A 23,954-nucleotide genomic window follows, 5' to 3' on the forward strand; every position below is an offset into this window, starting at 1 on the left:
ATCGGCGGTCGGGAAAATTGGTCATCGGCGAGAGCGATCGTTACGCTGGTGCGTTCCGATCCGTTTCTTCCCAGGACGCGCTCCATGGCCCCCTCCCGTTCCCGCGTCGCCGGTCTGCTGGCGCTCCTCCTGACCGCCGCGGCGTCGCCGGCGGGGGCGGCGGAAGTCTTCGTCGAGGCCGAATCCTTCGCCGACCGCGGCGGGTGGCAGCTGGACACCCAGTTCATCCGCCACATGGGCTCCCCCTACCTGCTGGCCCACGGCATCGGCACGCCGGTGAAGGACGCCGCCACCGCCGTGAACTTCCCCGAGGCCGGCGAATATCGGGCCTTCGTCCGCACCTTCGACTGGGTCGCCCGCTGGGACGCCGAGGGCTCCCCCGGCCGGTTCCAGCTGAGCGTCAACGGCAAGAAACTCCCCGAAACGCTGGGCACCCAGGGCAAGGACTGGGCCTGGCAGAACGCCGGCACGGTGACGGTCGACAAGGGCGAGGCGACCGTCGCCCTGCACGATCTGACCGGCTTCGACGGCCGCGTGGACGCGATCTACTTCACCACGGGAACGGAACCGCCGCCGAACGATTCGACGATCCTCCCCCCCTGGCGGCGGGCGCTGTTGGGCCTGCCGGAGGAAGCCCCGACCAAGGACGGCTACGACCTGGTCGTGATCGGCGGCGGGTACTCCGGCCTGGGGGCGGCGATCTCCGGCGCCCGCATGGGCTGCAAGGTCGCCCTCATTCAGGACCGCCCCGTGCTGGGCGGCAACGGCAGCAGCGAAGTCCGCGTCTGGGCGATGGGCCACATCCGCCGCGGCAACTACCCCCGCGTCGGCGAAATTATCGAGGAGATCGCCGACCACGCCACGAAGTCCCCCGGCACGGAGGAGGAGTTTGAGGACGAGAAGAAGGAGAAGATCGTCCGGGCCGAGGACAACATCGATCTGTTCCTCAATCACCACGCCTTTGAAGTCGAGTCGAAGGACGTCGAGGGCGGGGCGAAGCGGATCACGGGCGTCTCCGCGCTGGACACCCGCACCGGGGAGATCACCCGCTTCGAGGGCAAACTCTACGCCGACTGTACCGGCCACGGCACGATCGGCGCCGAGGCCGGCGCCGACTGGGAGATGACCCCCGAGGGCCGCATGGGCATGAGCAATATGTGGCGCTGGGACGAAGTCGATCAGCCGACCGAATTCCCCGACGCCGACTGGGCGCTGGACCTGTCCATGAAGGACTTCCCCTACCCCCGCGACCACCACGGCCAGTGGTTCTGGGAGAGCGGGTTTAATAAGAACCCGCTGGGCGGGGCCGAGGCGATCCGCGACTGGAACCTGCGGGCCGTCTACGGGGCCTTCGACGCGATGAAGAACGGCGACGGCGCCGCCAAGCACCGGAACGCGATCCTCACCTGGGTCGCCTTCGTCGGCGGCCCGCGGGAGTCCCGCCGCCTGCTGGGCGACGTGCAGCTCACCCAGGACGACATCGTCGACAAACGCGAATTCCCCGACGGCTGCGTGCCCAGCACCTGGAGCATCGACCTGCACTATCCCAAGGAGCAATACGCGGAGAAGTTCCCCGATAATCCGTTCATCTCCTACGCCGTCCACGATCAGCGGATCGACCGCAATTACGGCTACCCGGTGCCCTATCGCTGCTTTTATTCCCGCAACGTCGAGAACCTGTTCATGGCGGGGCGGAACATCAGCGTGACCCACCAGGCGCTGGGCACCACCCGCGTGATGAAGACCTGCGGGATGATGGGCGAGGTCGTCGGCCGGGCCGCCAGCATCTGCATTAAGAACGGCTGCACGCCCCGCCGCGTCTATCAGGATTATTGGCCGGAGATGGTCGAATTGCTGGAACTGCCCGGCAAGGCCCGCCGGGAGACGGTCAACGACGAGATCGTCGTCCCCGACGACGCCATGAAACTCGCCCCCGGCTACGGCCCGCCGACCGGGCTGGACCCGGCGGAACTGGACGGCCTGGTCGTCGACGACCGGGCCGCGGAGCTGGAGGGCGCCTGGACCGAGGGCACCGGCCTGAAGGGCTACGTCGGCTACGCCTACCGCTACGCCTCCCCCGGCTCCGGCGCCAAAGCGACCTTCAAGGCGACCGTGAAGGAGACCGGCCGCTACGACGTGCAGCTCGCCTGGCTGCCCCACGAAAACCGCGGCAAAACGGTCCCGGCGAACGTGACCGTGGGGCGGACGTCGAAGGACTTCAAACTCGACATGACGAAGCCGGCCTCCGGCAAGAACGATTTTGAATCGCTCGGCGCCTTCGACGTGCGGGCCGGCGAGACCGTCGAGGTGACGATCCGCAGCGAAGGCGCCGGCGGCAACGTGCACGCCGACGCCATCCGCCTCATCAAGGTCGGCGAGCCCCGGGTCGGCCAGCCCCGCAGCGGGGAGCCGCGGGGGAACGAGTGAGCGACCCGACGCCGCCGAACCCGTCCCGGGCGTGGCGGCGGCGGGTTCTGCACGCGGTCCGGCTGGGCCTGTTCGCGACGGTCGTCGGTCTGATCGCCTCCGTCCCCGCGGAGTCGATCGAGAACCCGGCCGGCGACGGCGACGGCCTGCCCCCCGCTGCCCGGACTGCGGCCACAAGGTTGCTTCCCGACGCGGCCTCCTTCGGCGAGCCCGACGCCGCCACCGGCGCCGTGCCCGTGCTGGACGCCGCCGGCGAGCGGCTCGGCTTCGTCCTGAAAACAATGCCCGCCAGCCGGCGGATCGTCGGCTTCTCCGGCCCGAGCGACCTGCTCATTGCGTTTGAAGAGGGCGACGGCGACGCGACGGTCCGCGGGGTCTCCATCCTCCGCAGCGGCGACACCGACGAACATGTCGCCGCCGTCCGCGAAGCCGACGTGCTGAACGGTCGGTTCGTCGGCCAAACCTGGAGCGAAGCCGCCTCCACCCCGCCGCCGGACGCCGTCTCCGGCGCCACGCTGACCGCCCGTGCGATGTGGCAGTCGATCCGCGTGCGGCTGGACGGCGACGCCCCCATCGTCCCGCGGTTCGAAGAAGTGTTGACCGTCGAAAAGGCGCAATCCCTCTTCCCCGACGCTGCCGCGATCACGCCCGCCGAGGAGGTCGGCCGCTTCACCGTCACCAACGCCGCCGGCGAGCCGCTGGGGTCGCTGCTGCGAACCTCCCCCGCCGCGGACGGGGTGATCGGCTATCAGGGACCGACGGAAGCCTTCGTCGCTTTTAATGAGGAGGATCAAAAGGCGGTCGGCCTGATCGTCGACGACAGTTTTGATAACGAGCCCTACGTCACCTATCTGCGGGAGGACGAGTGGGGCTTCCTGCGGCTGTTCGACGGAATGACGGTCGAGGAATTAGCGAACCGCGGCCCGGCCGACGGCAGCTATGACGCCGTCAGCGGGGCGACGATGACCAGCCTCGCCGTCGTCGACGGGGCGATCCTCGCCGCGAAAACGGACCTCGCCCCGGAGGAGTCGCCCGCGGCTCCTCAAACGACCGACGACGCCCCCGCCGCCGCGTGGAACGCCCTGTCGTGGCGCCACGTCGACTGGGGCATGCTGGCGCTGATCGCCGGGGCGGTGGTCGTCGGCTTCACCCGACTGCGGGGATTTAAGGCGGTGCGGTGGGCGTGGCTGGCGTTATTAATCGGCTATCTGGGTGTGTGGCGGGGCGATTTACTCTCGCAGGCGATGTGGGTTGGCTGGGCGGAGCACGGCGTCCCCTGGCGGACGGCGGGCGGGCTGGCGTTGCTCAGCGCCGCGGCCCTCAGCCTGCCGGTCGCCACGAAACGCAACGTGTACTGCACGCACCTCTGCCCGCACGGCGCCGTGCAGCAGGCGTTCGTCGGCGGGGTGTTCGGGGAGCGGTTGAAGCCTCGCCGTAGCGTCGGCCGCGGCGCCCGCCGGGCGCTGGCATTCTTGCCGCCGGCCTTATTGGCTCTCGTACTGCTGGCGGCGTTCGGGTTCCCGCTGGTGGCCCCGGTGGCGCTGGAACCGTTCGACGCCTGGCACTGGAGCTTGGCGGGGCTGGCGACGAAGACGATCTTCGTGGTCGGCCTGATCGCGGCCCTGTTCATCCCGATGGCCTACTGCCGCCACGGCTGCCCGACCGGGGCGCTCCTCGAATACCTCCGCGCCAACGCCCGCAGCGACCGCTGGACGGGGCGCGATTGGGTCGCCGTCGGCCTCACGGCCTTTGCCGCGGGGCTGCGGGTTATCGTGTATTAAAGTGGGGCCGGCGTGGATCTCAGTCCTCCCCTCGCCCCCTTTCGGGGGAGAGGGGTCGGGGGTGAGGGGGCAGTGATTTCTGGACGCTGTTCACGCTCCGTCTTCTCAACCGTTCCTCGGGCCGTCACAGCCTGAGCGGGCGCCTGCGAACCGTGCGCTCACCCTCACCCCCGGCCCCTCTCCCTCAAGGGAGAGGAGGGAAGAGCGAGGCGGGGCCCGATTCGTCACGCGTCAGCGCAAACTTTATAGAACGTCGCCGCCGCTGTGAGCCCGCAGCGCAAACGGGGGTCGGAACCGCAGAGCCTCGCTTGCGCTTCGGGCTCACGACACTTCGTTCACGCTGCCGGGTGGGTCCACGGGGCGCGGTAGGGCCGCGCCAGGCGGGCGTTGGCCTCGGCATCGCCGGGGACCTGCCAGTTGGCCTGGTCCCAGGTCAGCGAGCGGCCCAACTCCAGCGACAAGTTCGCCAAAATACAGGCCACGCTGGAGGTCACGCCCTGCTCGATGTCGGCCACCGGCCGCTGCGCCTCGCCGCCGCCGGCCTCGGTCGCCTCGACGGCCTTCAAAAAGTTCTTCATATGGGCCCGGCTGGCGGGGGCGACGTGGCGCTCGATGCGGGGTTCGTCCTGCTCCTCCGGGTACTGCTCCGGTTCGAGGACCACGTCGCCCCGCACGGACGGTTCCTTCTTGCCGGTGGGAATGAATTCGTATTTCTGCACGCTGGCCTTCAACGTGCCGTTCTTGCCGTAGACGAAGGCGGCCCAGGGGTACTCCGGGTCCGGGGCGTTGCCCCAACTGCGGTGCGTCCAGACGACCGGGAGATTATTGAAGGTAAAGGTCGCGGTCTGGGTGTCCGAGATGTTGGCCTTGCTGTCCGGGTCGATCAGAATGCCGCCCTCGCTGTAGACGGTATTGACCGGGCCGAGGTCCAGCATCCAGCGGACCATATCGAGCATGTGCACGCACATATCGCCGACAATGCCGTTGCCGTATTCCATAAACGCCCGCCAGCTGCGGGGGTGCGTCAGGGAATTATACGGCCGCATCGGCGCCGGGCCGGTCCACAGGTCGTAATTGAGGTTCTTCGGCGGCTCCGTGTCCGGCGGATTCCCCTTGGCCCGCATGTGATAATAGCAACAGATTTCCACGTGGCCGACGTCGCCCAGCAGGCCCGCGTCGATCACCCGCTGTTTCGCTTCGACCAGGTGCGGGGTGCTCCGCCGCTGCGTGCCGACCTGCACAACACGGTTGTGCTTGCGGGCCGCCTCCAGCATCGCTTTGCTTTCGAGCACGTCCACGCTGGTGGGCTTTTCGACGTAGACGTGCGCCCCGGCCTCCACCGCCGCGATCATCGGCAGGGCGTGCCAGTGGTCCGGGGTGGCGACGACAACGATCTCTAAATCCTCGGCCTGCAGCATCTCCCGATAGTCGCCGTAGGTTTTGGGCGACTTGCCGTCCTGCCGCTCGGCGATGAGTTTCGCGGCCTCGGCCAGCATCTCGCTGTCCACGTCGCAGACGGCGACGACCTCCACGGGGGCGACCTGGAGCATGCGGAAGACGTCGAACTTACCGTACCACCCGCTGCCGATCAGCCCGACCCGGCGGGGGGAGAACTCCGGCACTTCTTCGGCATGCAGCCGCGGGGCCAGCCCGGCGAGCGTGCCGACGGCCGCCCCGGCGGCGGCGGTGGAGAGGAACCCGCGGCGGTCGACGCCGTTCACGGGGGCTCCGGCGGGATGAAGAATCTCGGGGACGGTCGGCATCTTCGACTCCTCAGGCGTCAACAGGGGGCGAGCGGCCCGAGCGTACCGCTCCCCCAAACGCCCCGGCAAGCGGCGCGGAGCCGGCCCGTCCCACCAACCCGACGCGTCAGCGAGGGCCGCGTGCAGGATCCGCCGCCGCCGAGTGAACGCCCTCGCTGACGCTTCGGGTTAGTATCCGCCCCCCTCCAAAGCGAGTGTCCGCCGATGTTCTGGGCCGCGATCCTGCCGTTTCAGATCACCTGCGTGCTGATCGTGGTGGGGTACACGGCGTTCGTCATCTGGGCGCCGAAGTGGAAGATGAAACGCGGGCACGCCGCGGCGACGGGCCTTGGGCTGGCGGTGGTGGGATTTATTCCGCTGTGCCTCGGCGTCGGAACGCTGCTCGACCCATTCCGGTTCGGGGAGTTTCATTACGAAACGGCGGCGAAGGCGAACGATTATCATGTCCGCCGTTCTATTCCGGAGGCGGCGCGGGATATCACCATCTACCAGAAAGCGGGCGGATTCGAGGCGCAATACAGCATCTCCCGAGCCGACCTCGAGGAGTGGATCGACGCGGAGTGGAAATACATGGCCAGCTACCTTGCTATCGAACGGGAGGAACTCGACGCCCCCGCGCCGGAGCCAACGCCTGAAGAACTCGCCGGCCCGGGGGGCGAGCAATGGTTGAAATATCAGGCTGAGATTAGAGCACTATCCTGGAGCCGGTTCAGCGATCACGGCTGGCCAATGCCAGCGGACGCGGTGGAGATTCAGGGTGCCCACGCTCGAAACGGTGCCGGATCGACGTACTACTACAGCGAAAGCGAAGGCCGGGCCTATCAGCGGGCCGGTTATTGGTGATCGGCGGCGGACGAACGGCCCCTTCCTGACGGTCGGGGCTCTACGTTTCCCCTCAGTCGCCCACGCGGCGGAGTTTGCTGGCGCTGGTCAGGTCCACCTTGAAGCCGCCGGGGCCGGAGAGGGTCGCTTTTTGGGAAGAATCCACCGCGGCGAGACGGCCGTTGGCGACGTCGAACACCACGGCGCCAGTCTGCGTGCCGCCGTCGAACTTCATCGGGGCGTCGGCCTGGGCGTCCAGGGGCTTCAGTTCGCTGTTGAGGGTGACGACGGCGGCTTTGTCGTCGGCGCTTTTGAGCGTCAGCGTGCGGGCGTCCGTCACCTTGCCGAAGGCCAGGGCGAGGGTTTCCTCGTTCTTCCAGCTGGCGCCGACCGCCGTGCCGGCGGGCGGGAGGGTGTAGCCGCGGTCGGTGAACAGCAGTTTGACCTGCTCCTCGCCGAATTGATTGCCCTCGCCGGCGGCGGCGATGGCCCGGGTCACCTTGGCGGGCATCTCAACGCCCTTCACCTCCCCGTCGGCGGCGATCGTGCTGGTGAAGGTCTGCCCGGCGAGGCTGCCCAGCACCCGCAGTCGGGCCGGCAGGGTGGCGGGGTCGCGGGCCTCGTCGCCCTCGGCGGCGCTGTCGAAGGTCACCGGGGTCGCCCCGCCGCCGGTCGCCTTCACCGTGACCCGCTGCACCGTGCGTTCGACCACGGCGGAGCCGTCCGGGTTCACGCTTTTCACCTCCCAACTGAGGACGATGCCGAGGTCGTTCTTCACCTCGGAGGTCTCCCCCAGCTGGGTGATGCTCGCGGTGGAGTTCTGGGTGAAGGCGTAGGTGTGGGTGTCGCCGGCGGCGAACTCCCAGCGGACGTCGGCGGCGGCGGCGGTTTGTGCCGCCGCGACAGACGGCAGCGCCGGGGCGAGGAGCAGAGCGGCGAAGGCGAGCGGCGAACGCATGGGGAGTCCGTTCAGAGAAACTTGGCGGCGGCGCAGGATAACGCCCCCGCGGTCCGGCGTCGCCGGGCCGCGGGGGCGTTGGCAGCGGCCTCAGGACGATCGACGGCTCAATCGAGGCTCATCGTGACCGTCTTACTTTCGAGATAGTTCGACAGCGCCGCCTCGCCCAGTTCGCGGCCGATGCCGCTTTCCTTGAAGCCGCCGAAAGGGGCGGCGGCGTCGAACACGTCGTAGCAGTTCACCCAGACCGTGCCGGCCCGCAGGGCGGCGGCGGCTTTGTGCGCCTTCGCCACGTCCCGCGTATAAACGGCGGCGGCGAGACCGTAATTGGTGGTATTGCCGCGGCGGACGACGTCCTCGACGTCCGTGAATTTCTGCACCTGCATCACGGGGCCGAAGATTTCCTCCCGGGCGATCTTCATGTCGTCCTGCACGTCGGTGAAGACGGTCGGCTCGATGAAGTAGCCCTTGTCGCCGTAGCGGGAGCCGCCGGTCTTGAGGGTCGCCCCCTCGCTCTTGCCGCTCTCCACGTAGGCCATAATCGTGTCGAACTGCTCTTTGGAGATCTGCGGGCCCTGCTCCGTGGCTTCGTCGAACGGGTCGCCCACTTTGCGGCTGGAGGCCATATTAGTGAGGGTCTCGACCATCTCGTCGTAGACCGGCTCCTCCACGAGGATGCGGCTGCCCGCGCAGCAGGCCTGCCCCTGGTTGAGGAACAGCCCGACGAAGGCCCCGGCGGCGGCCTGCTTGAGGTCGGCGTCGGCGAAAATAATGTTCGGGCTTTTGCCGCCCAGTTCGAGCGTCACCCGCTTCATGGAGTTCGCCGCCTCCCGCATGACGTGCTTGCCGACCGACGTGCTGCCGGTGAACGCCACTTTATCGATCTGCGGGTTGTCCAAAATTCCCTGACCGGCCGTCGGGCCGAAGCCGGGGACGACGTTAATCACCCCGTCCGGGAAGCCGGCCTCCTGGGCGAGTTCCGCCAGCCGCAGGCAGCTCAGCGGGGTCTGCTCGGCGGGCTTCATGACGATCGTGCAGCCGGCGGCCAGCGCCGGTCCCCACTTCCAAGACGCCATCAGCAGGGGGAAGTTCCAGGGGATGATCTGCCCCGCCACGCCCACGGGCTCCTTCCGCAGATAGCAGAAGTGATTGCCGCGGATCGGCACGGTGCTGCCGTGGATCTTGTCGGCCCAGCCGGCGTAGTACCGCAGGCAGTCGATCACCAGCGGCAGGTCGGCGGACTTCGCCTCGCCGATCGGTTTGCCGTTGTCCAGCACTTCCAGCCGGGCCAGATCGTCGAGGTTGTCCTCGACGAGGTCGGCGAGTTTATACAGCAGCCGGCCGCGGTCGCGGGCGTCCATCGTTCGCCAGGGGCCGTCGTCAAAGGCCTTGCGGGCGGCGGAGGCGGCCCGATTGATGTCCTCGGCGTCGCCCTCGGCGACCTTGGCGATCACCTCCTCGGTGGCGGGGTTGAGTGTCTCGAACGTCTTGCCGGAGGCGGCGTCCACCCACTGCCCGTCGATAAAGCACTGGGTCGGCCCCAGCTTCACCCCCTTCGCGGCGGCCCGCCCGTTGGCGGACCGGGAGCCCGCCGTCTCGGCGGCGGACGAATGAGGGGGACGGTCGAGAGTCGCGGGCATCGGGGGGCTCCGAACGGAGAGGACAGCGAACCGTCCCATTGTAACGGTCGCGACCGATGCGTGCCTCACCCCGGGCCGTTCCGCTCACGCCTTCGGCGGGGCGGGGTCGGGGGCGAGGTACCAGTCGGCGGCGTCCGGGTCGTACTCCTCCGGGTCGTGCTCCCACGCCTCCTCGTCGGTCTGGGCGGAGCGGTTCAGCAGGGCGAGGACCATCTCCGCCAACTCCTCCTTGAAGCGGCGGGCGAGGGTGACGCGGGGGTTCTCGTCGGGGATGAAGTCGTCCGGTCGCTTCCGCCAGGTCAGCAGCAGGGCGGCGACGTGCTTGCACCGGCCCTCGGCGTCCGGCTCCGTGCCGCCGCCCACCGGGCAGGTGCAGGCCGACGCCGTCACCCGTCCGTCCGCGACCGTCGCCGCGACCCGGTAGAAGGGGGCGTAGGTCCCCGTGCACCGGGCCGCGACCCGCACCCCGCCGCTCACGTCGTAGACCCGTCCGCCGCTGATCGCCCGGTCGCCGGCCAGCGCCTTGCCGCGGTCGTAATACGTCCCGCCGACCCAGTCGCGAACGGCTTCAGCGGTCAGCGGAGAAGAAGACATGGCGGAGGCGGGGGCGCCATTTAGACGGGGAACCGGCGGAGCGAATTCTACCGGACGATCTCGCCCGACGGCGGTTCGGGCGGGCGGTAGCCGTGGGTGGGGTGCGTCGGCAGGGGCTTGTCGGTCGGCCAGGCGGCGGGAGGGTCGACGAAGGTCACCGCGGGGTCGGTCGGCGGGGTCTTCGGCGAATCGCTGTTGGGCTTCGTCGCGGAGACGACGGTGTCCGTCAGCGTGATCGGCCCCTTCGAGGTCTTCTTGCCGACGGCACCGCAGGCGACGATCAGGCTGCCCGTCAGCGTGACGCCGCCGGTCGCTTTGTCGTCGGTCATCACCGCCGGGCCGTCGAGGCGGGCGAAGGCGCTGCCCCGCACGGTCACTGCCTCCCCGTTGGACCACAGCCCCGTCTTGCCGTCGGCGACGAAGCAGTTTTCGAGGGTCGCCGTCGACCACAGGCGAATCCCCCGGCCGTTCTCCAGCGCCACGCAGTCGGTCAGCGTCACCGGCGGCTTCAGGTCGTATCCGCCGTCCCGATTCCGCACCGCGATGCAACGGACGAAGGAGACGCCCTCGACGGTCCCCTCCACCACGAAGCCGTCGCCGTTCGGGTATTTGCCGGGCCGCACCTGCATGCGGTTGTTCGCGGCGAGGCAGTCTTCAAAGCGAAAGTCGCCCTGCGGGGGGTTCGAATTGTTGACGGTGAAGCCGAACGGGATGAGTTCCGCCGTCTCGTTCTCCCACGTTTCGTCCCCCTCGGAGCAGTCCGCGGTGCAGCGGAGGATGCGCACGGCCCGGCAGCCGGCCTCGAAGCGGAAGGCGTGCTTGCTGTAGCGGCTCACGTCGCAGTCAATCAATTTTAAATCCCGGCAGTGGGAGAGGTAGACGTGATGCCGCATCCGGGCGGCGTCGACGTCTTCCAGCGTGAGGCGTTCGATCGTTCCCTCGCCGTCGGTCGGAGAGCGGACGCCGAACTGGTAGTTCCGCAGCCGCAGCCCGGCCAGCGTCACGTCCGAGACGCCGGGTTGAATGGAGATCGCGGTCGGCCCCTTCTTCACGTTCGCCGCGGACCAGGCGCCGACCCACTCCGGCAGGCCGCCGCCGGTGTCGACGCCGCGGAGTTCCTTCGCCCGGCCCCGCTCCCCGCCGGTTTGAATCGCCAGCGAGGCCCCCGCGTAGCGGCCGGAGCCGAGCAGCACGCGATCGCCGGGACCGGCGAGTTCGTTGACCGCCTCCGTCAGCCGCTCCGCCGGCAGGGCGTTCGCCCAACCCGCCCCGTCTTTTCGCCCCGCTCCGTCCGGGGTGACGTGCAGGTCCGCCGCGACCGCCGCGGTCGCCAGACACCAGGGCAGGACGAACAGCAACCGCGAGGGGAAACGGACGAGCATCACGGCGGGGCGAAGCGGGGATCGGGCGAGGCGCCGCCCGTTATAGTCCCCGGCGGGAGCGCCCTGCACGGCCACGCCGAACGCGTCGCCTCATCCTGGGCCGGGGTCGTCGACTCGGAAGAGCAGGCGGCGGAGGGCCTCGGAGTGGGCGGCGGACTCCGCCGCCCGTTCGCGATACCGGTTCGCCGACCATCCCCGGCCGCCGGTCTTCTCGGCCAGGCGAACGAGCAATTCGGCCCGCTCCCGCATCGCCCGCACCGCCGCCCACAGGGCCGCGTCGAGCGCCTCGTCCTGCGACGCCAGCAGGGCCTCCGCGGTGAATCCGTGACCGACGCGGCAGCGGAACCGCATCAGCTCCCCGTCGACGACCGCCTCGCCGAGTTCGTCGCCGTGCTCTTCACGGCTCTCGTCGCCGTTCGAAGCGGGGTCCCCCTCCCCTCGCTCGCCGGCCGCCTCGCCGCCGGCCTCGCGGGAGCGGGTCGCGTCGCCGCCGGCGCCGCCCTCCACCAGCCAGAGGGTGCCGTGGCACTCCGGACAGGCGAGGGGCACGGCGGGGCCGGACTGGTAACCCTGGGTGCGTTCGTTCACGACGCCCTCCGAAAGCGCCACCTCCGCCCGGAGGTCGTCGGGCACGGGAACCGCCGGGCCGGTCGGTTCCCGCACCAATCGGCCGAGGGTCGCACCGAGATTGGCGAGCGTCAGGCGATAGTCCACGCGGTCGGCCCCGACCGCCGCCAGCGCGGCCTTGGGCATGTCCGGGTAGGCGGCGTCCTCGGGGTCCTGTACGACGGCGATGCCGCCGCAGCGTTTGACGGCCCGCAGGCCACTGGCCCCGTCGTTGAGCAGGCCGGTCAGCACCACGCCGATCGCCCGGGGGCCGCGGGCGACCGCGACCGACCGCAGCAGCGGGTCGACCGCCGGCCGGGTGTTGTTCTCGTGGGGGCCCCGGGAGAGCCGCAGCACGTCGTCGACCAACAGCAGGTGGCGGTCCGGCGGGGCGACGTAGACGTGGCCGGGGCGGACCGGCTCGCCGTCCGCGGGATGGGTCGCCGGCAGCGGCCCGGCGCGGTCAAGAATGCGGGCCAGCAGCGGCCGGCCGTACGGGACGGTGTGGCTGACGATCAGCACCGCCGCGGGCAGATCGGGCGGCAGGGCGCGGCACATCGCGACCAGCGCCTCCTGCCCGCCCATCGAGGTCCCCACGGCGATTACGTCCGGCGTCGACAAGCGATTCTCGTTCCGTTCGTCCGGTTCGTCGCGTGGGTCAGTGAGCAGTCGCCCGGCAGTCGCCCGCAACTGCCGACTGAGCCGTGCCGGCGCCAACGGCGGCGGGAACGGGGGGGGGCGCGGCGCTCACGCCCCTATGTTGCCGCCCGATCGCCGTCCGGCCTCGGGGAGCTCCCCCCACCCGCCGACCGGGCGATTTCGCAGTGCCGCCGCCCGGCGGCGGACCGCCCGGCGACCGTCGGTGACGGACGGCACGGCGACGCCGGCCGCGTTACACTCCGCCGCATGACCGCCCTGCATGTGAACGTCGATCACGTCGCCACCGTCCGTCAGGCCCGCCGCACCACGGAGCCCGACCCCGTGCAGGCCGCCGTGTTGGCCGAGTTGGCCGGGGCGGACGGCATCACGGTGCATCTTCGCGAGGACCGCCGGCACATCCAAGACCGGGACGTCCGCGTGCTGCGGGAGACGGTCCAGACCCGGCTCAACCTCGAAATGGCCCCCACCGCGGCGATGTGCGCGCTGGCGATCGAAGTGAAGCCGGACGTGGCGATGCTCGTGCCGGAGAACCGCCAGGAGATCACCACCGAGGGCGGGCTGAACGTCTACGAACTGAAGGATTCCGTCCGCGAAGCCGTTCAAAAACTGCACGACGCCGGCATCCCGGTCAGCCTGTTCCTCGACCCGGAGGAAAAGCAGATCGACACCGCCGCGGAGCTGGGCGCCGAGGTCGTCGAACTGCACACCGGCCGCTACGCCGAGGCGACCGCCGAGCGCCAACGCCGGCTCGAACTGGACATCCTCATGACCGAGGCCTCCCGGGTCCTGGACGAGGGCATGCAACTGAACGCCGGCCACGGCCTGAACTACCGCAACGTCCGACCGATCGCGGCGATCCCCGGCGTGCGGGAACTGCACATCGGCCACGGCATCGTCAGCCGGGCGGTGCTGGTCGGTTTCGAACAGGCCGTGCGGGAGATGAAGGCGTTGATGACAGGTCACCGGTGAGCGGGACGTTCGTGTAGGGTCCGCTCCGCGGACCGTGTACGGTGTGCGACGATCATTCGAAACGGTCCGCCCAGCGGACCCCTCGGGAGCGCCGCCGATGAAATTCACCCTCGCCTACGGCAAAACCGGCCTCGAAGCCGTCGTGCCCGACGCCAACCTCGTCGGCCCGCTGGAGATCCGCCCGGCCCCGCCGCTGGCCGACCCGCGCTCCGCCGTCGCCGCCTCGCTGCGCGAACCGACCGGCTGCCCCCCGCTGAGCGAACTGGCCCGCGGCCGGCGCACGGCCTGCATCCTCATCTGCGACATCACCCGCCCGGTGCCCAACGAGCTGTTGCTGGGCGAGTTGTTGCCGACGCTCGAAGCCGCCGGCGTACCGCGGGACGGGATCACCATCCTCATCGCCACCGGCCTGCACCGGCCGAACGAGGGCGACGAGTTGATCGAACTGGTCGGTCCGGAGATCGCCGCGAACTACCGCGTCGAAAACCACTTCGGCAAGGACCTCGCCAGCCACACCGACCTCGGCGTCAGCCCGCGAGGGGTGCCGATTCATATCGACTCCCGCTATGTGGACGCCGATCTCAAGATCGCCACCGGCCTGATCGAACCGCATTTAATGGCCGGCTACAGCGGCGGCCGCAAGCTCGTCTGCCCCGGCATCGCGGCGCTGGAGACGGTGCGGGTCTGGCACGGCCCGCAGTTTTTAGAGCACCCCAACGCCGACTGCGGCATTCTGGAGGGGAACCCGGTTCACGAGGAGAACACCTGGATCGCCCGCCGGGCCGGCTGCGATTTTATTCTCAACGTGACCCTCGACGGCGACCGCCGCGTCACCGGCGTGTTCGCCGGGGAGATGGAAGAGGCCTTCCACGAAGGCGTCGCCTTCGCCCGGCAGGTGGTCACGGTGCCGGTGGACGGCCCGGTCGACGTGGCCGTCACCAGCGCCGCCGGCTACCCGCTGGATCAGAACTTTTATCAGTCGATCAAGGGCCTGACGGGCGTGCTGCCGGTCATGAAGGAGGGCGGCACGATTATTATCGCCGCGGAAATGACGGAGGGCGTCGGCAGTCCGGAGTTCGCGGGGCTCTTCGAGGAGTTCCCCGACCCGGCCGACTTTATGACCGCCATCACCGGCGCCGACCCGACCCGGCCGGACTTCTTCGTGATGGACCAATGGCAGTTGGAGGAGATGGCCAAGGTCCTCCGCCGCTGCGAGGTGGTCTACGTGACGAACCACGCCCCGTTCGCCGATCAATTAGAGAAACTGTACGTCACCCGGGCCGCCAGCGTGGAAAGCGCCGTCGCCGCGGCCCTGGCGAAGCACGGCGACGACGCCCGCATCGCTGTGGTCCCCGAGGGCCCCTACGTGCTGCCGACGTTGGAAGCGGTCGCCGGCTGATGGCTGTCCCGCCCCACGCGCAACGACCCGCGACCGAGGGCTGGGAGGAGGCGTACCGGCCGAGCGGCCTGGTGTTGGGGATCGTCGGAGCGATCACGGGAGCGCTGGCGGTCGCCGCCGGCGTGGCGATCGGGCGGGAGCTCGATGCCGGGCGGTCGCCCGAGTGGGCGCTATGGTGGGCCGCGGGCGCCTTCGGCTCCGCGGCCCTCGCCTGTGCGGCGATGTGGGCGTGGACGCGGCCGGCGACGCTGCGGTGGGACGGACGGGGAATTGAAGTCCGTCCGAACCGTCCGTTCCCCCCGCCGCGAACGGTCCGCTGGGAGGCGGTCACCGGGTTCACGGTCCGCCCGCTCGCCCCGACCGGCCACGGCGTGTGGATCGAAAGCGCCGACGCCCGCCCGATGATGATTCTCCTGAACCGGCTGAACGCCGGCGCCGGCCGCGACCTGCTCGCCCGCCTCGGCGCCGCCGTCGATTCCACGTAACGGCCTGAGACGGGAGGCGTCGGATGTCCGGCCGAGCCGTTCCCTAGATCAACGCTGTCCCCGACGTGAGAGGACTTTCGTCATGCCTAAAGCAATCTTGAGGACCGCCCGTCTCAACTGGAAAACCCCGGAGGGGGCGGGCGGGGCCGTGGACGTGTTCGTCCCCGCGCTGCTGTCGAACCTGCGGATGGTCGACCGACGGCTCAAAAAGGCCGGTCTGCGAGAACTGGAAGACCTCATGTTCCCCGACGACGGGCGGCCCGTCCCCCGCCGGGACGCCGCGGTCGCGTTCGAGGCGGCGCTCGATTTTTTCGACCGGCGTCCCGAGTCGATCCCGTTCTCGGACATCCTCGTCCCCACGCTCGGCGGGATGGTCGAGGCTCTCGCCGGGATTCCGGAGGACGCGGAGATTCAATTCTCGCGGGTGGACATCGGCCACGCCGGGCTCGACCACGGCAGCGTGATCGCCCCGCCGGCGGGGTGAGGCCGCAACCGAACGCCCCGAACCGGCCGCCTCGCCCCGGCCGGCATGCACAGGGGCGGGTGCCTTTCCGGGTCGTTAATCTGGCTGCGTTCGCCCCTTCCCGGATTGGTCCGCCGATGCTCGCCCGCTTCGCCTTCAGCTTCGCCCTGTTCCTGCCCGCAGGGGCCGTCGCGGACGACGGGGAGCAGAAACGCCCGCCGAACGTGGTGGTGATTATGGCGGACGACCTCGGGTACGGGGACGTCTCCTGCTACGGGGCGACGGCACTGGAAACGCCGCACATCGACGCCCTCGCGGACCGCGGCCAGCGGTTCACCAGCGGGTATTGCAGCGCCTCGACCTGCACCCCCACGCGGTTCAGCCTGCTGACCGGGATGTACGCCTTCCGTCAGAAGGGCACCGGCATCGCCCCGCCGAACGCCGCCTCCCTCATTCAACCGGAGACAGTCACCGTCGCCGACCTGCTGAAACAGGCGAACTACGAAACGGCCGTCGTCGGCAAGTGGCACCTTGGCCTCGGCGAGCGCGGCGCCGGGCCGGACTGGAACGGCGATTTGAAGCCCGGCCCGCTGGAGATCGGCTTCGATCACGCCTTCCTGCTGCCCACCACCAACGACCGCGTGCCGCAGGTCTACGTGCAGGATCGGCGGGTGCTGAACCTCGACCCCGCCGACCCGCTGTGGGTCGGCGCCAAAAAGCCGTCGCCGGAGCATCCCACCGGCATCACGCACCGGGACGAATTGAAGATGGACTGGTCCCACGGCCACAACGGCACGATTCATAACGGCATCAGCCGGATCGGCTTCTACACCGGCGGCCACGCGGCCCGCTTCCGGGACGAGGACCTCGCCGATCGCTGGGTCGCGGAGTCCGTCGCCTTTATGGAGACCCATCAGCAGGAGAGCCCGGACGACCCGTTCTTCCTGTTCTTCAGCTCCCACGACTTGCACGTGCCCCGCATGCCGCACGAGCGGTTCCAGGGGGCCACGTCGCTGGGGTTCCGCGGCGATTCGATCGTGCAGTTGGACTGGTGCGTCGGCGAACTGACCGCGGCGCTGGAGCGGCTGAGCCTGACGGAGGAGACGCTGGTCGTGTTCTGCTCCGACAACGGCCCGGTGCTGGACGACGGGTACAAAGACGGGGCCGTCGAGCAGATCGGCGACCACCAGGCCGCCGGGCCGTATCGCGGGGGGAAATATAGCGTGTTCGAGGGCGGCGTGCGGACGCCGTTCATCACCTGCTGGCCGGGGACGATCGCACCGGGCGTCAGCGAGGCGGTCGTCTGCACGATCGACCTGCCGGCGAGTCTGGCGGCGCTGGCCGGCGTGGAGATTCCCGCGGGGGCCTGCCCGGACAGCGTGAACGTCGCCCCCGCCCTGCGGGGCGAGCCGGGGGCGACGGGTCGGGAAGAATTGGTCGTGCAGAACAACGGCAGCGCCTTCGCCCTGCGGCAGGGCCGCTGGAAACTGCACCGGCACGACGGCAAACGCACGCAGAACCTCGTGGTGGAGACGAAACTCGCCGCCACCCCAGTCCCGCGGCTGGCGCTGTTCGATCTGGAGACCGACCCGCGGGAGACGAACAACCTGATCGAGGAACGCCCGGAGATCGCCAACCAAATGGCGGAGCGACTGGAGGCATACCTCAGCGGCGGGAGAACTCAGCGGTAGTCCGCAGTCCGCGCATGCGTCACGCCGAGGGGCCGCGGCCCCTCGGCGTGACGCAGCGTTCGCAGCACAGTCTTGAGCCGTCAGCCGCCGAGGGCGTCGGCGACGGCGGCGTCGAGTTCGGCCCGCGGGCCCTCCCCGCCGCCGATGATGCGGGCGACCTCTTCGCCGTCCGCGTTGAACACCAGCAGGGTCGGCAGGGGCAGGCCGTCCGGGCCGGCCAGCGGGTCCCACTGCTCGCTCTCGCCGCCGTCCTCGGTGTAGACGTTCGTCAGTTCGCCGGCGCCGACCTCGGTGAGGAACGACTGCACGGCGTCCAGGTCCTTCTCGCTGTTGAACGCCAGCGAGATGACCGTCAGCCCGTCCTCCTTGTGCTCGCGGGCCAGGGCGACGGTGTGCGGGAAGGCCTCGCGACAGGGGGCGCACCAGTCCGCCCACATGTCCACCAGCACGGGGCCGTCCGCGGCTTCGATGAGGGACCGCAACTCCTCGTAGCTGACCGGCTTGGCGGTGACGGGCGGGCCGGCGGGGGCGGTTTCGTTCATGCCCTCCGCGTTCGCGCCCTCCGTGTTCATGCCCTCCGTGGTGGCGCCGGCTTCGTCGCCGTCCGGTTCGCCGTCCAGGTTCGCCGGGCCGACGGTGCCGGCGTCGCCGGGGTCGAGGGAGCGGTTCACCGCCCCGTCGGGGAACTCGCCGGTGCCCTCGGTCGCTTCCGCGGCCTCGTCGACGTAGGGCGACGTTCCCTCACTACAGCCGGTGAGGAGGAGCGGGCCGACGACGAACGCTGCGGCGAGGGTCGGAACAAAGGGGTAGCGGCGCATCGGAGAAACGAGCGGGGGCGGAAACGGGAACGAACCGGCCCGACGGGCCGGTTCGTGGATGAGCGCACTTACGATCGCCGCAGACGACGGGGCGCCGCGGCGATCGCGCCTGGGGGAATCACTCGGACGGCGATTCCCCAGACGGGCGGCTCACTCGTAGACGATGCCGCAGCCGACCTGCCGCTTCTCGGAGATCGCCGGTTCTGCGCCAGCCAGCACGGCGTCGACGGCGTCGCGGACGTAGTGCTCCTCGGCGGTCTTGGCTTCACGCCAGCTGTCGTCCCAGGCGCCCATGTAGCGGACCTTCCGGTCCGGCCCCAGCACGAAGGTCTGCGGGGTGACGGTCGCGCCGTACGCCTTACCGACCGCCTGCGACTCGTCTCGGGCGTAGGCGAAGTTGAAGCCCTGCTCCTTGGCCCGGGCGGTCATCTGGGAGAGTTCGTCCTCCGGCTCCTGGGAGACGGACAGGGCGACCAGTGCCACGCCCTTCTTGCCGTACTCCTCCGCGAAGGCCTTCATCCGCCCCTCGTAGGCCTTGGCGACCGGGCAGTGATTACAGGTGAAGACGATCACGACCGCCTTCTTGTCCTTCAGGTCGGCCAGGGAGAGCGTTTTGCCGTCGGCGGTCGGCAGTTTCTCGAAGGCCGGGGCCTTGTCCCCCACGTCGAGGACCTGATTGAACTCCGAGGCGTCCGCCGAGCCGACGGAGACGACGCCCAACGTCAGGGCGAGCAACGGGGCGAGCGAGCGAACGAGCGCGGGGCGACAGTGCATCCGTGGAATCCTGCAGATTCGAGGGAACGGCGGCGCCCGATTGATTCGGGGCCGGCGGGAACCGTGAGGGAACCGGGCGTGATCGGCGAACCGACGGCCGGTGGACGGTGTCCGGCCATCGTACCGCCGCACGCCGGCGACACAACGGGTCGCAGCGATCCGGCGGAGTTCGCCGCCCCGGCCGGTTCCGCCGATCGCCGCGGCGGCGACGGAAGGACCGGCGTTGACACCCCCGCCGCCGTTCGCCACACTTCGCCCCCCCGCCGCCCCGACGGCGGGACGGATCAACCAATCACGGGATGTAGCTCAGCCTGGTAGAGCGCTACGTTCGGGACGTAGAGGCCGCAAGTTCGAATCTTGTCATCCCGATTTCGCCCCGCGGGCTTCCCGCGGGGCGTTTCTTTTGGATCCCCGTCGGGGGCGTTCCCCCGCCGGGACCGCCCGCCGAGAGGAGCGACCCGTCGGTTATTCGGCGGGGCCGAAATGCTCCGCCGCCGCGGTCTGGTCCATGAACATCAATTCCCACGCGTGGCCGTCCGGGTCGCGGAAGCCGTGGAAGTACATCCAACCCGCGTCCGTCGGCTCCCGGTGCGTGCTGCCGCCGGCGGCGACGGCCTTCGCGATCAGGTCCTGCACCTCCTCCCGGCTTTCGCAGGACAGGCAGACGATCGCCTCGGTCACGTCCGGCCCGGCGATGGGACGCGGGGCGAACTCCTCAAACTTCTTGTGGGTCAGCAGCATCGCGTAGATCGTGTCGCTGAAGGCTACGCCGGCGGCGGTCTCGTCCGTGAAGCGCGGATCGATCCGAAACCCCAGGGCGGTGAAGAACGCCTTGCTCCTCTCGAGGTCGGCCACGGGCAGGTTGACGAAGATTTCGCGGGACATGGCGCTGGCGAGGGGTGAATGAGGGATGACGTGGAAGAAAGCCAACTGGCCGGCGCCGGTCGACGGGCCGGGCGGGCGGGGTCGTTCCCCGCGGTCAGCGATTCCGGAGCGACAGCGCCCGGCGGACGTTCAGGTCGCGCAGCAGCAATCCGAGCCACAGCAGCGCCGCAAACACGATTCCCGGGACGATCTGGCCGAATTCGCTGCGGTGGACGTGGTGGTTCACCGCCCCGCCCATGTAGGCCGTCAGCAGGATCGCCCCCAGAACCGACGTGCGCGGCACGAAGTACAGGACCGCCGACAGCACGATGACCACGCCCAGCGGGATCAGCATCGACTCCGGATAGCCGGCTGCGGTGATTCCCTCCACGACGAAGTCGAGCTTGAGGAGGTCCGTCACCCCGCCCATCAGCAGCGCCGCGGCCGGCAGCCCGCCGAGAAGCCAGCCGGCCCAATACGCCGCCCGACCGGGCCGGGCGGACGACGAGTGCGGCGGGGTCGTGACGGCATCGACGGGAGACGACGGGGCGAGGGCTGACGGGGCGAGGGCTTGAGACACCGGGCGGACCTGCGGCTGGGTTACGGCGGGGAGGAGGAAAACAGCAGCTCGATGTAGCGGCGGAGGTGCCGCAGACTCTCGATCGCGACGGCCGGGCCGTTGGCGGCCTTGGCGTAGATCAGGGCCCCCTGCAGCACCGTTTGCATGTGCACGGACAAGGTGTGCGGGTCGACGTCCGGCCGGGGTTCGCGGGCCGCGACGGCCGCGGCGACATCGCGTTCGATCATCGCGACGTGCTGAAACATCAGCGGTTCGATCGTCTCCCGGACGGCCGGGTGCGATTCGTACATCTCCTGCAACAGCGTGCCGTGCAGGCAGGCGTACTGGTGGATCGGCCCCTGCAGCAGGGCGATGCGGAAGTCCACGTACCCCAGCAGGCGGTCGAGCGGATCGGGCAGCCGCTGGTACGGGGCGTCGCGGAAGATGCGGTCGGCGAAGTCGGCGAAGTGCTGGGCCGCCGCCGTCGCGAGGGCTTCCTTGCTGGAGAAGTGGTGGAAGAAGCTCCCCTTGGTGACCGCCGCCGCCCGGCAGACATCGTCGACGGTGGTGGCGGCGTAGCCCTTCTGGCGCAACGCCATCAGGGCGGCGTCGAGCAGGTTGGCCCGCGTCTGTTCCCCGGCGAGCTGTTTGGCTGTTTTTTCCATACCGACCGGTTGGTATGTACCGCACCGCGGAGACGCTCGCAATCCCGAACCCGTGCGATTGGGGTTCCGAACGGCCCCCCGCATGCGTCACGAACCGCCGGCGGGGGCGGCGTCCTGCGGCTCGGCGAGGACGACGAGGTTCCCGTCCGGGTCCCGCAGCCGGATCAGGCGGACGTAGTTCGCCGGTTCGATCGGCCCCGGGTTCAGGCCGGCGGCCTCCAACCGGGCTCGCTCCGCCGGCAGGCCGTCCACGATCAGCGTCAGCGTGCCGTGGCCGGCGTCGGCGGGGTTCTCGAACAGTTGCAGCCCGGCGGCGTCGCCGTGATGCCATTCCTGCAGGCTGCCCATCGGCCGGGCGTCCGGCTCCCGATTAAACAGGGCGGCGAACCAGGCGCCGCTCGCCGACGGATCGGAGCAACTGAGGTGGGCGAAGATCCGTCGGAGCGGCATTGCAGCGTCCTGAACGGCGGAACCGCGGGATCGAAACGCCGGCTCACCCCGGGGCGGCGTCGACCGTCAGCACGATCTTCCCGCGGAAACTGTCGTTTTCAATCATCCGATGCGCCGCGGCGGCCTCGGCGAGGGGGAAGCGGCGGGCGATCGTCACCTTCAACTGGCCGGCGTCGTACAGGCGCATCAGTTCCGTCAGGTCCTCCGCCCGTGACTGGGCCAGCATCACCTTGCTCTGCTGGTCCATCGGCCAGCTCAGCAGCGAGGTCGCCGCGTTCTTCAGGCTCGGCTCCGTGGAGACGTAGCGGCCGTCCTCCGTCAGCACGGCCTTCGCCTTGCCGAACGAGCTTTTCCCAGCCGCGTCGAAGATCACGTCCCACTTCTGCCCCGAGTCGGCGAACGACGTCTTCTCGTAGTCGATGAACTCGGCGGCGCCGAGGTCCCGCACGAACGCCTCGTTCGACCCGCCGGCGACGCCGGTGACGGTCGCCCCGTAGGCCGCGGCGATCTGCACGGCGAAGGCGCCCACGCCCCCGCTGGCGCCGTTGATCAGCACGCGGTCGCCGGACTGCATCTTGCCGTGATCCCGCAGCGACTGGAGCGCCGTCGAGGCGGCCAGCGGGATGGCGGCGGCCTCGTCGAACGGCACGGCGTCGCCGATCGGGATCATGCTGTCCGCGGAGCAGACCGCCCGTTCCGCGGACGCCCCGCCGTAGAGGTGATCGAGGAACGCCACCACCCGATCGCCCGGTTTGAAGTGCGTGCGGTCCCCCGCCGCAACGACGGTCCCGGCCACGTCGTAGCCGGGGATGCGCGGGAACCCGCCCGGCAGCAGCCATTTCATCTCGCCCTGCCGCAGCCGGGCGTCGACGGGGTTCACGCTGGCGGCGGCCACTTGGATGAGGACCTCGTCGCCCCCGTACTCCGGGTCAGGCCGGTCCTCCAGGTGCAGGACGTCCGGGTCGCCGTAGTCTCGGAAGACGATGGCACGCATGGGGGCTCCCTCTCAGCACGAACGGCGGGGCGGCGGGGCGGTCGTGACGCCGGGGGAGTCCTACCCGAGCGCCGCCCGGCGGCCCGCGGGAACATTCCCGGGCGGGGCGCTGGGGACGACGCCGGCTCAATGGTGCTTCAACGCCGCTTCAGGACCGCCGCCACGCCGCTGGCGACGTTTCCCCCGTCCGCACGACCGGCGCCCGTCCCACCGGGCCGAAGCGGATGCGGGGCGATTCGCTCACGCCCCGGCGAACGCCGGCCGACCCTCATGAAGCACTGGAAGTTCGTGACGGTCCGCCAGGGAAGGCGCTCACAATGGGACAGTTTCACTTCGGACGAATCGGGATCCTGACCGCCGCGCTGTCGGTGGCGGCGCTGGCGTCTCCCGGCGCCGCCTCGGCCCAGACGCTCGACGACGCGGGGCTGTGGTTCGCGGCGTTCAGCAACGGGGAGATCGACTTCTCCGACGACGGGTCCACCCCCTGGCTCTATTGGTTCGACGGGCAGATCCGCCTTTCGGACGACGCCGAAGGCTTCAATCAGAGCCTCGTCCGCCCGGGGATCGGCCGGAAGATCGCCGACGATCAGGCGCTGTGGGCCGGCTACGCCTGGATCAACACGCAGCCGATCGACCGCGGCGGGTCGAACTTCGACCCCGAACACGTCAACGAGCACCGCTACTGGCAGCAGTGGACGTGGTCCCCCTCGGCCGGGGATTATCGCTTCCTGCACCGCAGCCGATTCGAGCAGCGGACGATCGAGGGGAGCAGCGACGTCGCCCTCCGCCTGCGGCAACTGGCCCGCGCCCAATACCTCCTCACCCGCGGCGACGACGCCTGCGACGCCGGCTGCGATGGGCTCTGCGGCGGGACCGGCCGCCCGGAGTGGTCGCTGATCGCCTGGGACGAAGTCTTCTTCAACCTGAACGACGCGGAGTGGGGCCCGCAGTCCGGTCTCGACCAGAACCGGGCGTTCTTCGGCGTCGGCTACAAGCCGACCGCGGACGCCCCCGTCCGGACGGAGATCGGCTACCTGAACCAGTTCATCAACTCGCAGGGCGGCACGGACGTGATGAATCACATCCTGTCCGTCAACTTCTTCTTCTGATCCCAACCCGTCCGCCCTGGCGGGGAGGACGCCGGCGCCCGTTGCAACCGGCGCCGAGGCGGTCGCCGGCGGCCGCGCACG

The 23,954-nt window shown here is 69.8% G+C and carries 22 protein-coding genes and 1 tRNA gene; 10 read left to right on the forward strand and 13 right to left on the reverse strand.

Annotation, left to right across the window (positions count from 1 at the left end):
* Window positions 1-84: 84 nt before the first annotated feature.
* The gene (locus tag CA12_RS04325; RefSeq protein WP_145357652.1) at window positions 85-2,427 is read left to right on the forward strand and encodes an FAD-dependent oxidoreductase; all 2,343 of its coding nucleotides are present in this window, start codon (window positions 85-87) and stop codon (window positions 2,425-2,427) included.
* Window positions 2,424-4,208 carry an FMN-binding protein gene (locus tag CA12_RS04330; protein ID WP_145357653.1) on the forward strand — a complete coding sequence of 595 codons (1,785 nt, stop codon included), beginning with the start codon at window positions 2,424-2,426 and terminating at the stop codon, window positions 4,206-4,208. Before CA12_RS04325 ends, CA12_RS04330 begins: the two co-directional genes overlap by 4 nt.
* Window positions 4,209-4,543: 335 nt before the next feature.
* Here the strand turns inward: CA12_RS04330 and CA12_RS04335 are convergent, their stop codons facing one another.
* On the reverse strand, window positions 4,544-5,971 hold the full coding sequence (locus CA12_RS04335) for a Gfo/Idh/MocA family protein (RefSeq protein WP_145357654.1): 1,428 nt from the start codon (window positions 5,969-5,971) through the stop codon (window positions 4,544-4,546).
* Between the two features lie 204 nt (window positions 5,972-6,175).
* Here CA12_RS04335 and CA12_RS04340 point away from each other — a divergent pair, with 204 nt between their 5' ends.
* Window positions 6,176-6,814, forward strand: a complete 639-nt coding sequence (locus tag CA12_RS04340) for a hypothetical protein (protein WP_145357655.1) — start codon at window positions 6,176-6,178, stop codon at window positions 6,812-6,814.
* 52 nt (window positions 6,815-6,866) lie between these two features.
* Here CA12_RS04340 and CA12_RS04345 read toward each other — a convergent pair whose 3' ends face one another.
* The 5 genes from CA12_RS04345 to CA12_RS04365 form a co-directional block, all read right to left on the reverse strand.
* Window positions 6,867-7,751, reverse strand: a complete 885-nt coding sequence (locus CA12_RS04345) for a DUF6263 family protein (RefSeq protein ID WP_145357656.1) — start codon at window positions 7,749-7,751, stop codon at window positions 6,867-6,869.
* 107 nt (window positions 7,752-7,858) lie between these two features.
* Window positions 7,859-9,391, reverse strand: a complete 1,533-nt coding sequence (locus tag CA12_RS04350) for an aldehyde dehydrogenase family protein (RefSeq protein WP_145357657.1) — start codon at window positions 9,389-9,391, stop codon at window positions 7,859-7,861.
* Window positions 9,392-9,475: 84 nt separating this feature from the next.
* Window positions 9,476-9,985 carry an SWIM zinc finger family protein gene (locus CA12_RS04355; RefSeq protein ID WP_145357658.1) on the reverse strand — a complete coding sequence of 170 codons (510 nt, stop codon included), beginning with the start codon at window positions 9,983-9,985 and terminating at the stop codon, window positions 9,476-9,478.
* 47 nt (window positions 9,986-10,032) lie between these two features.
* Window positions 10,033-11,367, reverse strand: coding sequence for a right-handed parallel beta-helix repeat-containing protein (locus CA12_RS04360; RefSeq protein ID WP_145357659.1), 1,335 nt, complete (start codon window positions 11,365-11,367; stop codon window positions 10,033-10,035).
* Window positions 11,368-11,457: 90 nt separating this feature from the next.
* On the reverse strand, window positions 11,458-12,594 hold the full coding sequence (locus CA12_RS04365) for a chemotaxis protein CheB (protein ID WP_145357660.1): 1,137 nt from the start codon (window positions 12,592-12,594) through the stop codon (window positions 11,458-11,460).
* A 285-nt stretch (window positions 12,595-12,879) separates the two neighbouring features.
* Here CA12_RS04365 and CA12_RS04370 point away from each other — a divergent pair, with 285 nt between their 5' ends.
* The 5 genes from CA12_RS04370 (at window position 12,880) to CA12_RS04390 (ending at window position 17,640) form a co-directional block, all read left to right on the forward strand.
* Window positions 12,880-13,602 (forward strand): pyridoxine 5'-phosphate synthase, encoded by a 723-nt coding sequence (locus CA12_RS04370; protein ID WP_145357661.1) that lies wholly within the window; start codon window positions 12,880-12,882, stop codon window positions 13,600-13,602.
* A gap of 97 nt (window positions 13,603-13,699) precedes the next feature.
* On the forward strand, window positions 13,700-15,001 hold the full coding sequence (larA, locus tag CA12_RS04375) for a nickel-dependent lactate racemase (RefSeq protein WP_145357662.1): 1,302 nt from the start codon (window positions 13,700-13,702) through the stop codon (window positions 14,999-15,001).
* Window positions 15,001-15,486 carry a hypothetical protein gene (locus CA12_RS04380; protein WP_145357663.1) on the forward strand — a complete coding sequence of 162 codons (486 nt, stop codon included), beginning with the start codon at window positions 15,001-15,003 and terminating at the stop codon, window positions 15,484-15,486. Before larA ends, CA12_RS04380 begins: the two co-directional genes overlap by 1 nt.
* Before the next feature lie 82 nt (window positions 15,487-15,568).
* A complete protein-coding gene (locus CA12_RS04385; protein ID WP_145357664.1) occupies window positions 15,569-15,970 on the forward strand; it encodes a hypothetical protein in 402 nt (133 codons plus the stop codon).
* Window positions 15,971-16,086: 116 nt separating this feature from the next.
* Window positions 16,087-17,640 (forward strand): sulfatase family protein, encoded by a 1,554-nt coding sequence (locus tag CA12_RS04390; RefSeq protein ID WP_145357665.1) that lies wholly within the window; start codon window positions 16,087-16,089, stop codon window positions 17,638-17,640.
* 80 nt (window positions 17,641-17,720) lie between these two features.
* Here CA12_RS04390 and CA12_RS04395 read toward each other — a convergent pair whose 3' ends face one another.
* On the reverse strand, window positions 17,721-18,458 hold the full coding sequence (locus CA12_RS04395; protein ID WP_145357666.1) for a TlpA family protein disulfide reductase: 738 nt from the start codon (window positions 18,456-18,458) through the stop codon (window positions 17,721-17,723).
* Between the two features lie 150 nt (window positions 18,459-18,608).
* On the reverse strand, window positions 18,609-19,232 hold the full coding sequence (locus CA12_RS04400) for a thioredoxin family protein (protein ID WP_145357667.1): 624 nt from the start codon (window positions 19,230-19,232) through the stop codon (window positions 18,609-18,611).
* 295 nt (window positions 19,233-19,527) lie between these two features.
* Between CA12_RS04400 and CA12_RS04405 the strand changes: the two genes are divergently transcribed.
* Window positions 19,528-19,601, forward strand: a tRNA-Pro gene (locus CA12_RS04405).
* 96 nt (window positions 19,602-19,697) lie between these two features.
* Here CA12_RS04405 and CA12_RS04410 read toward each other — a convergent pair.
* The 5 genes from CA12_RS04410 to CA12_RS04430 form a co-directional block, all read right to left on the reverse strand.
* Complete coding sequence (locus tag CA12_RS04410; RefSeq protein WP_145357668.1) at window positions 19,698-20,117, reverse strand: VOC family protein; 420 nt, start codon at window positions 20,115-20,117, stop codon at window positions 19,698-19,700.
* A 94-nt stretch (window positions 20,118-20,211) separates the two neighbouring features.
* Window positions 20,212-20,676, reverse strand: a complete 465-nt coding sequence (locus CA12_RS04415) for a DoxX family protein (RefSeq protein ID WP_145357669.1) — start codon at window positions 20,674-20,676, stop codon at window positions 20,212-20,214.
* A 20-nt stretch (window positions 20,677-20,696) separates the two neighbouring features.
* Entirely contained in the window at window positions 20,697-21,320 is a 624-nt protein-coding gene (locus CA12_RS04420) for a TetR/AcrR family transcriptional regulator (RefSeq protein ID WP_145357670.1), read from the reverse strand.
* Window positions 21,321-21,407: 87 nt separating this feature from the next.
* The gene (locus tag CA12_RS04425) at window positions 21,408-21,770 is read right to left on the reverse strand and encodes a VOC family protein (protein ID WP_145357671.1); all 363 of its coding nucleotides are present in this window, start codon (window positions 21,768-21,770) and stop codon (window positions 21,408-21,410) included.
* 43 nt (window positions 21,771-21,813) lie between these two features.
* The gene (locus CA12_RS04430; RefSeq protein WP_145357672.1) at window positions 21,814-22,764 is read right to left on the reverse strand and encodes an NAD(P)-dependent alcohol dehydrogenase; all 951 of its coding nucleotides are present in this window, start codon (window positions 22,762-22,764) and stop codon (window positions 21,814-21,816) included.
* 317 nt (window positions 22,765-23,081) lie between these two features.
* On the opposite strand from CA12_RS04430, the gene CA12_RS04435 reads away from it, so the two are divergent.
* Window positions 23,082-23,873, forward strand: a complete 792-nt coding sequence (locus CA12_RS04435) for a DUF2490 domain-containing protein (protein ID WP_165700547.1) — start codon at window positions 23,082-23,084, stop codon at window positions 23,871-23,873.
* Window positions 23,874-23,954 lie beyond the last annotated feature (81 nt).

Origin of the sequence: Alienimonas californiensis (assembly GCF_007743815.1) — a bacterium.
In the GTDB taxonomy this organism is placed as follows: domain Bacteria; phylum Planctomycetota; class Planctomycetia; order Planctomycetales; family Planctomycetaceae; genus Alienimonas; species Alienimonas californiensis.

What these genes read in the sequence shown, in the direction of transcription:
- CA12_RS04325 (WP_145357652.1), top strand. Translation starts at nt 85, where the DNA reads ATGGCCCCCTCCCGTTCCCGCGTCGCCGGTCTGCTGGCGCTCCTCCTG.
- CA12_RS04335 (WP_145357654.1), bottom strand. Translation starts at nt 5,971, where the DNA reads ATGCCGACCGTCCCCGAGATTCTTCATCCCGCCGGAGCCCCCGTGAAC.
- CA12_RS04340 (WP_145357655.1), top strand. Translation starts at nt 6,176, where the DNA reads ATGTTCTGGGCCGCGATCCTGCCGTTTCAGATCACCTGCGTGCTGATC.
- CA12_RS04345 (WP_145357656.1), bottom strand. Translation starts at nt 7,751, where the DNA reads ATGCGTTCGCCGCTCGCCTTCGCCGCTCTGCTCCTCGCCCCGGCGCTG.
- CA12_RS04350 (WP_145357657.1), bottom strand. Translation starts at nt 9,391, where the DNA reads ATGCCCGCGACTCTCGACCGTCCCCCTCATTCGTCCGCCGCCGAGACG.
- CA12_RS04355 (WP_145357658.1), bottom strand. Translation starts at nt 9,985, where the DNA reads ATGTCTTCTTCTCCGCTGACCGCTGAAGCCGTTCGCGACTGGGTCGGC.
- CA12_RS04360 (WP_145357659.1), bottom strand. Translation starts at nt 11,367, where the DNA reads ATGCTCGTCCGTTTCCCCTCGCGGTTGCTGTTCGTCCTGCCCTGGTGT.
- CA12_RS04370 (WP_145357661.1), top strand. Translation starts at nt 12,880, where the DNA reads ATGACCGCCCTGCATGTGAACGTCGATCACGTCGCCACCGTCCGTCAG.
- larA (WP_145357662.1), top strand. Translation starts at nt 13,700, where the DNA reads ATGAAATTCACCCTCGCCTACGGCAAAACCGGCCTCGAAGCCGTCGTG.
- CA12_RS04380 (WP_145357663.1), top strand. Translation starts at nt 15,001, where the DNA reads ATGGCTGTCCCGCCCCACGCGCAACGACCCGCGACCGAGGGCTGGGAG.
- CA12_RS04385 (WP_145357664.1), top strand. Translation starts at nt 15,569, where the DNA reads ATGCCTAAAGCAATCTTGAGGACCGCCCGTCTCAACTGGAAAACCCCG.
- CA12_RS04390 (WP_145357665.1), top strand. Translation starts at nt 16,087, where the DNA reads ATGCTCGCCCGCTTCGCCTTCAGCTTCGCCCTGTTCCTGCCCGCAGGG.
- CA12_RS04395 (WP_145357666.1), bottom strand. Translation starts at nt 18,458, where the DNA reads ATGCGCCGCTACCCCTTTGTTCCGACCCTCGCCGCAGCGTTCGTCGTC.
- CA12_RS04400 (WP_145357667.1), bottom strand. Translation starts at nt 19,232, where the DNA reads ATGCACTGTCGCCCCGCGCTCGTTCGCTCGCTCGCCCCGTTGCTCGCC.
- CA12_RS04410 (WP_145357668.1), bottom strand. Translation starts at nt 20,117, where the DNA reads ATGTCCCGCGAAATCTTCGTCAACCTGCCCGTGGCCGACCTCGAGAGG.
- CA12_RS04420 (WP_145357670.1), bottom strand. Translation starts at nt 21,320, where the DNA reads ATGGAAAAAACAGCCAAACAGCTCGCCGGGGAACAGACGCGGGCCAAC.
- CA12_RS04425 (WP_145357671.1), bottom strand. Translation starts at nt 21,770, where the DNA reads ATGCCGCTCCGACGGATCTTCGCCCACCTCAGTTGCTCCGATCCGTCG.
- CA12_RS04430 (WP_145357672.1), bottom strand. Translation starts at nt 22,764, where the DNA reads ATGCGTGCCATCGTCTTCCGAGACTACGGCGACCCGGACGTCCTGCAC.
- CA12_RS04435 (WP_165700547.1), top strand. Translation starts at nt 23,082, where the DNA reads ATGGGACAGTTTCACTTCGGACGAATCGGGATCCTGACCGCCGCGCTG.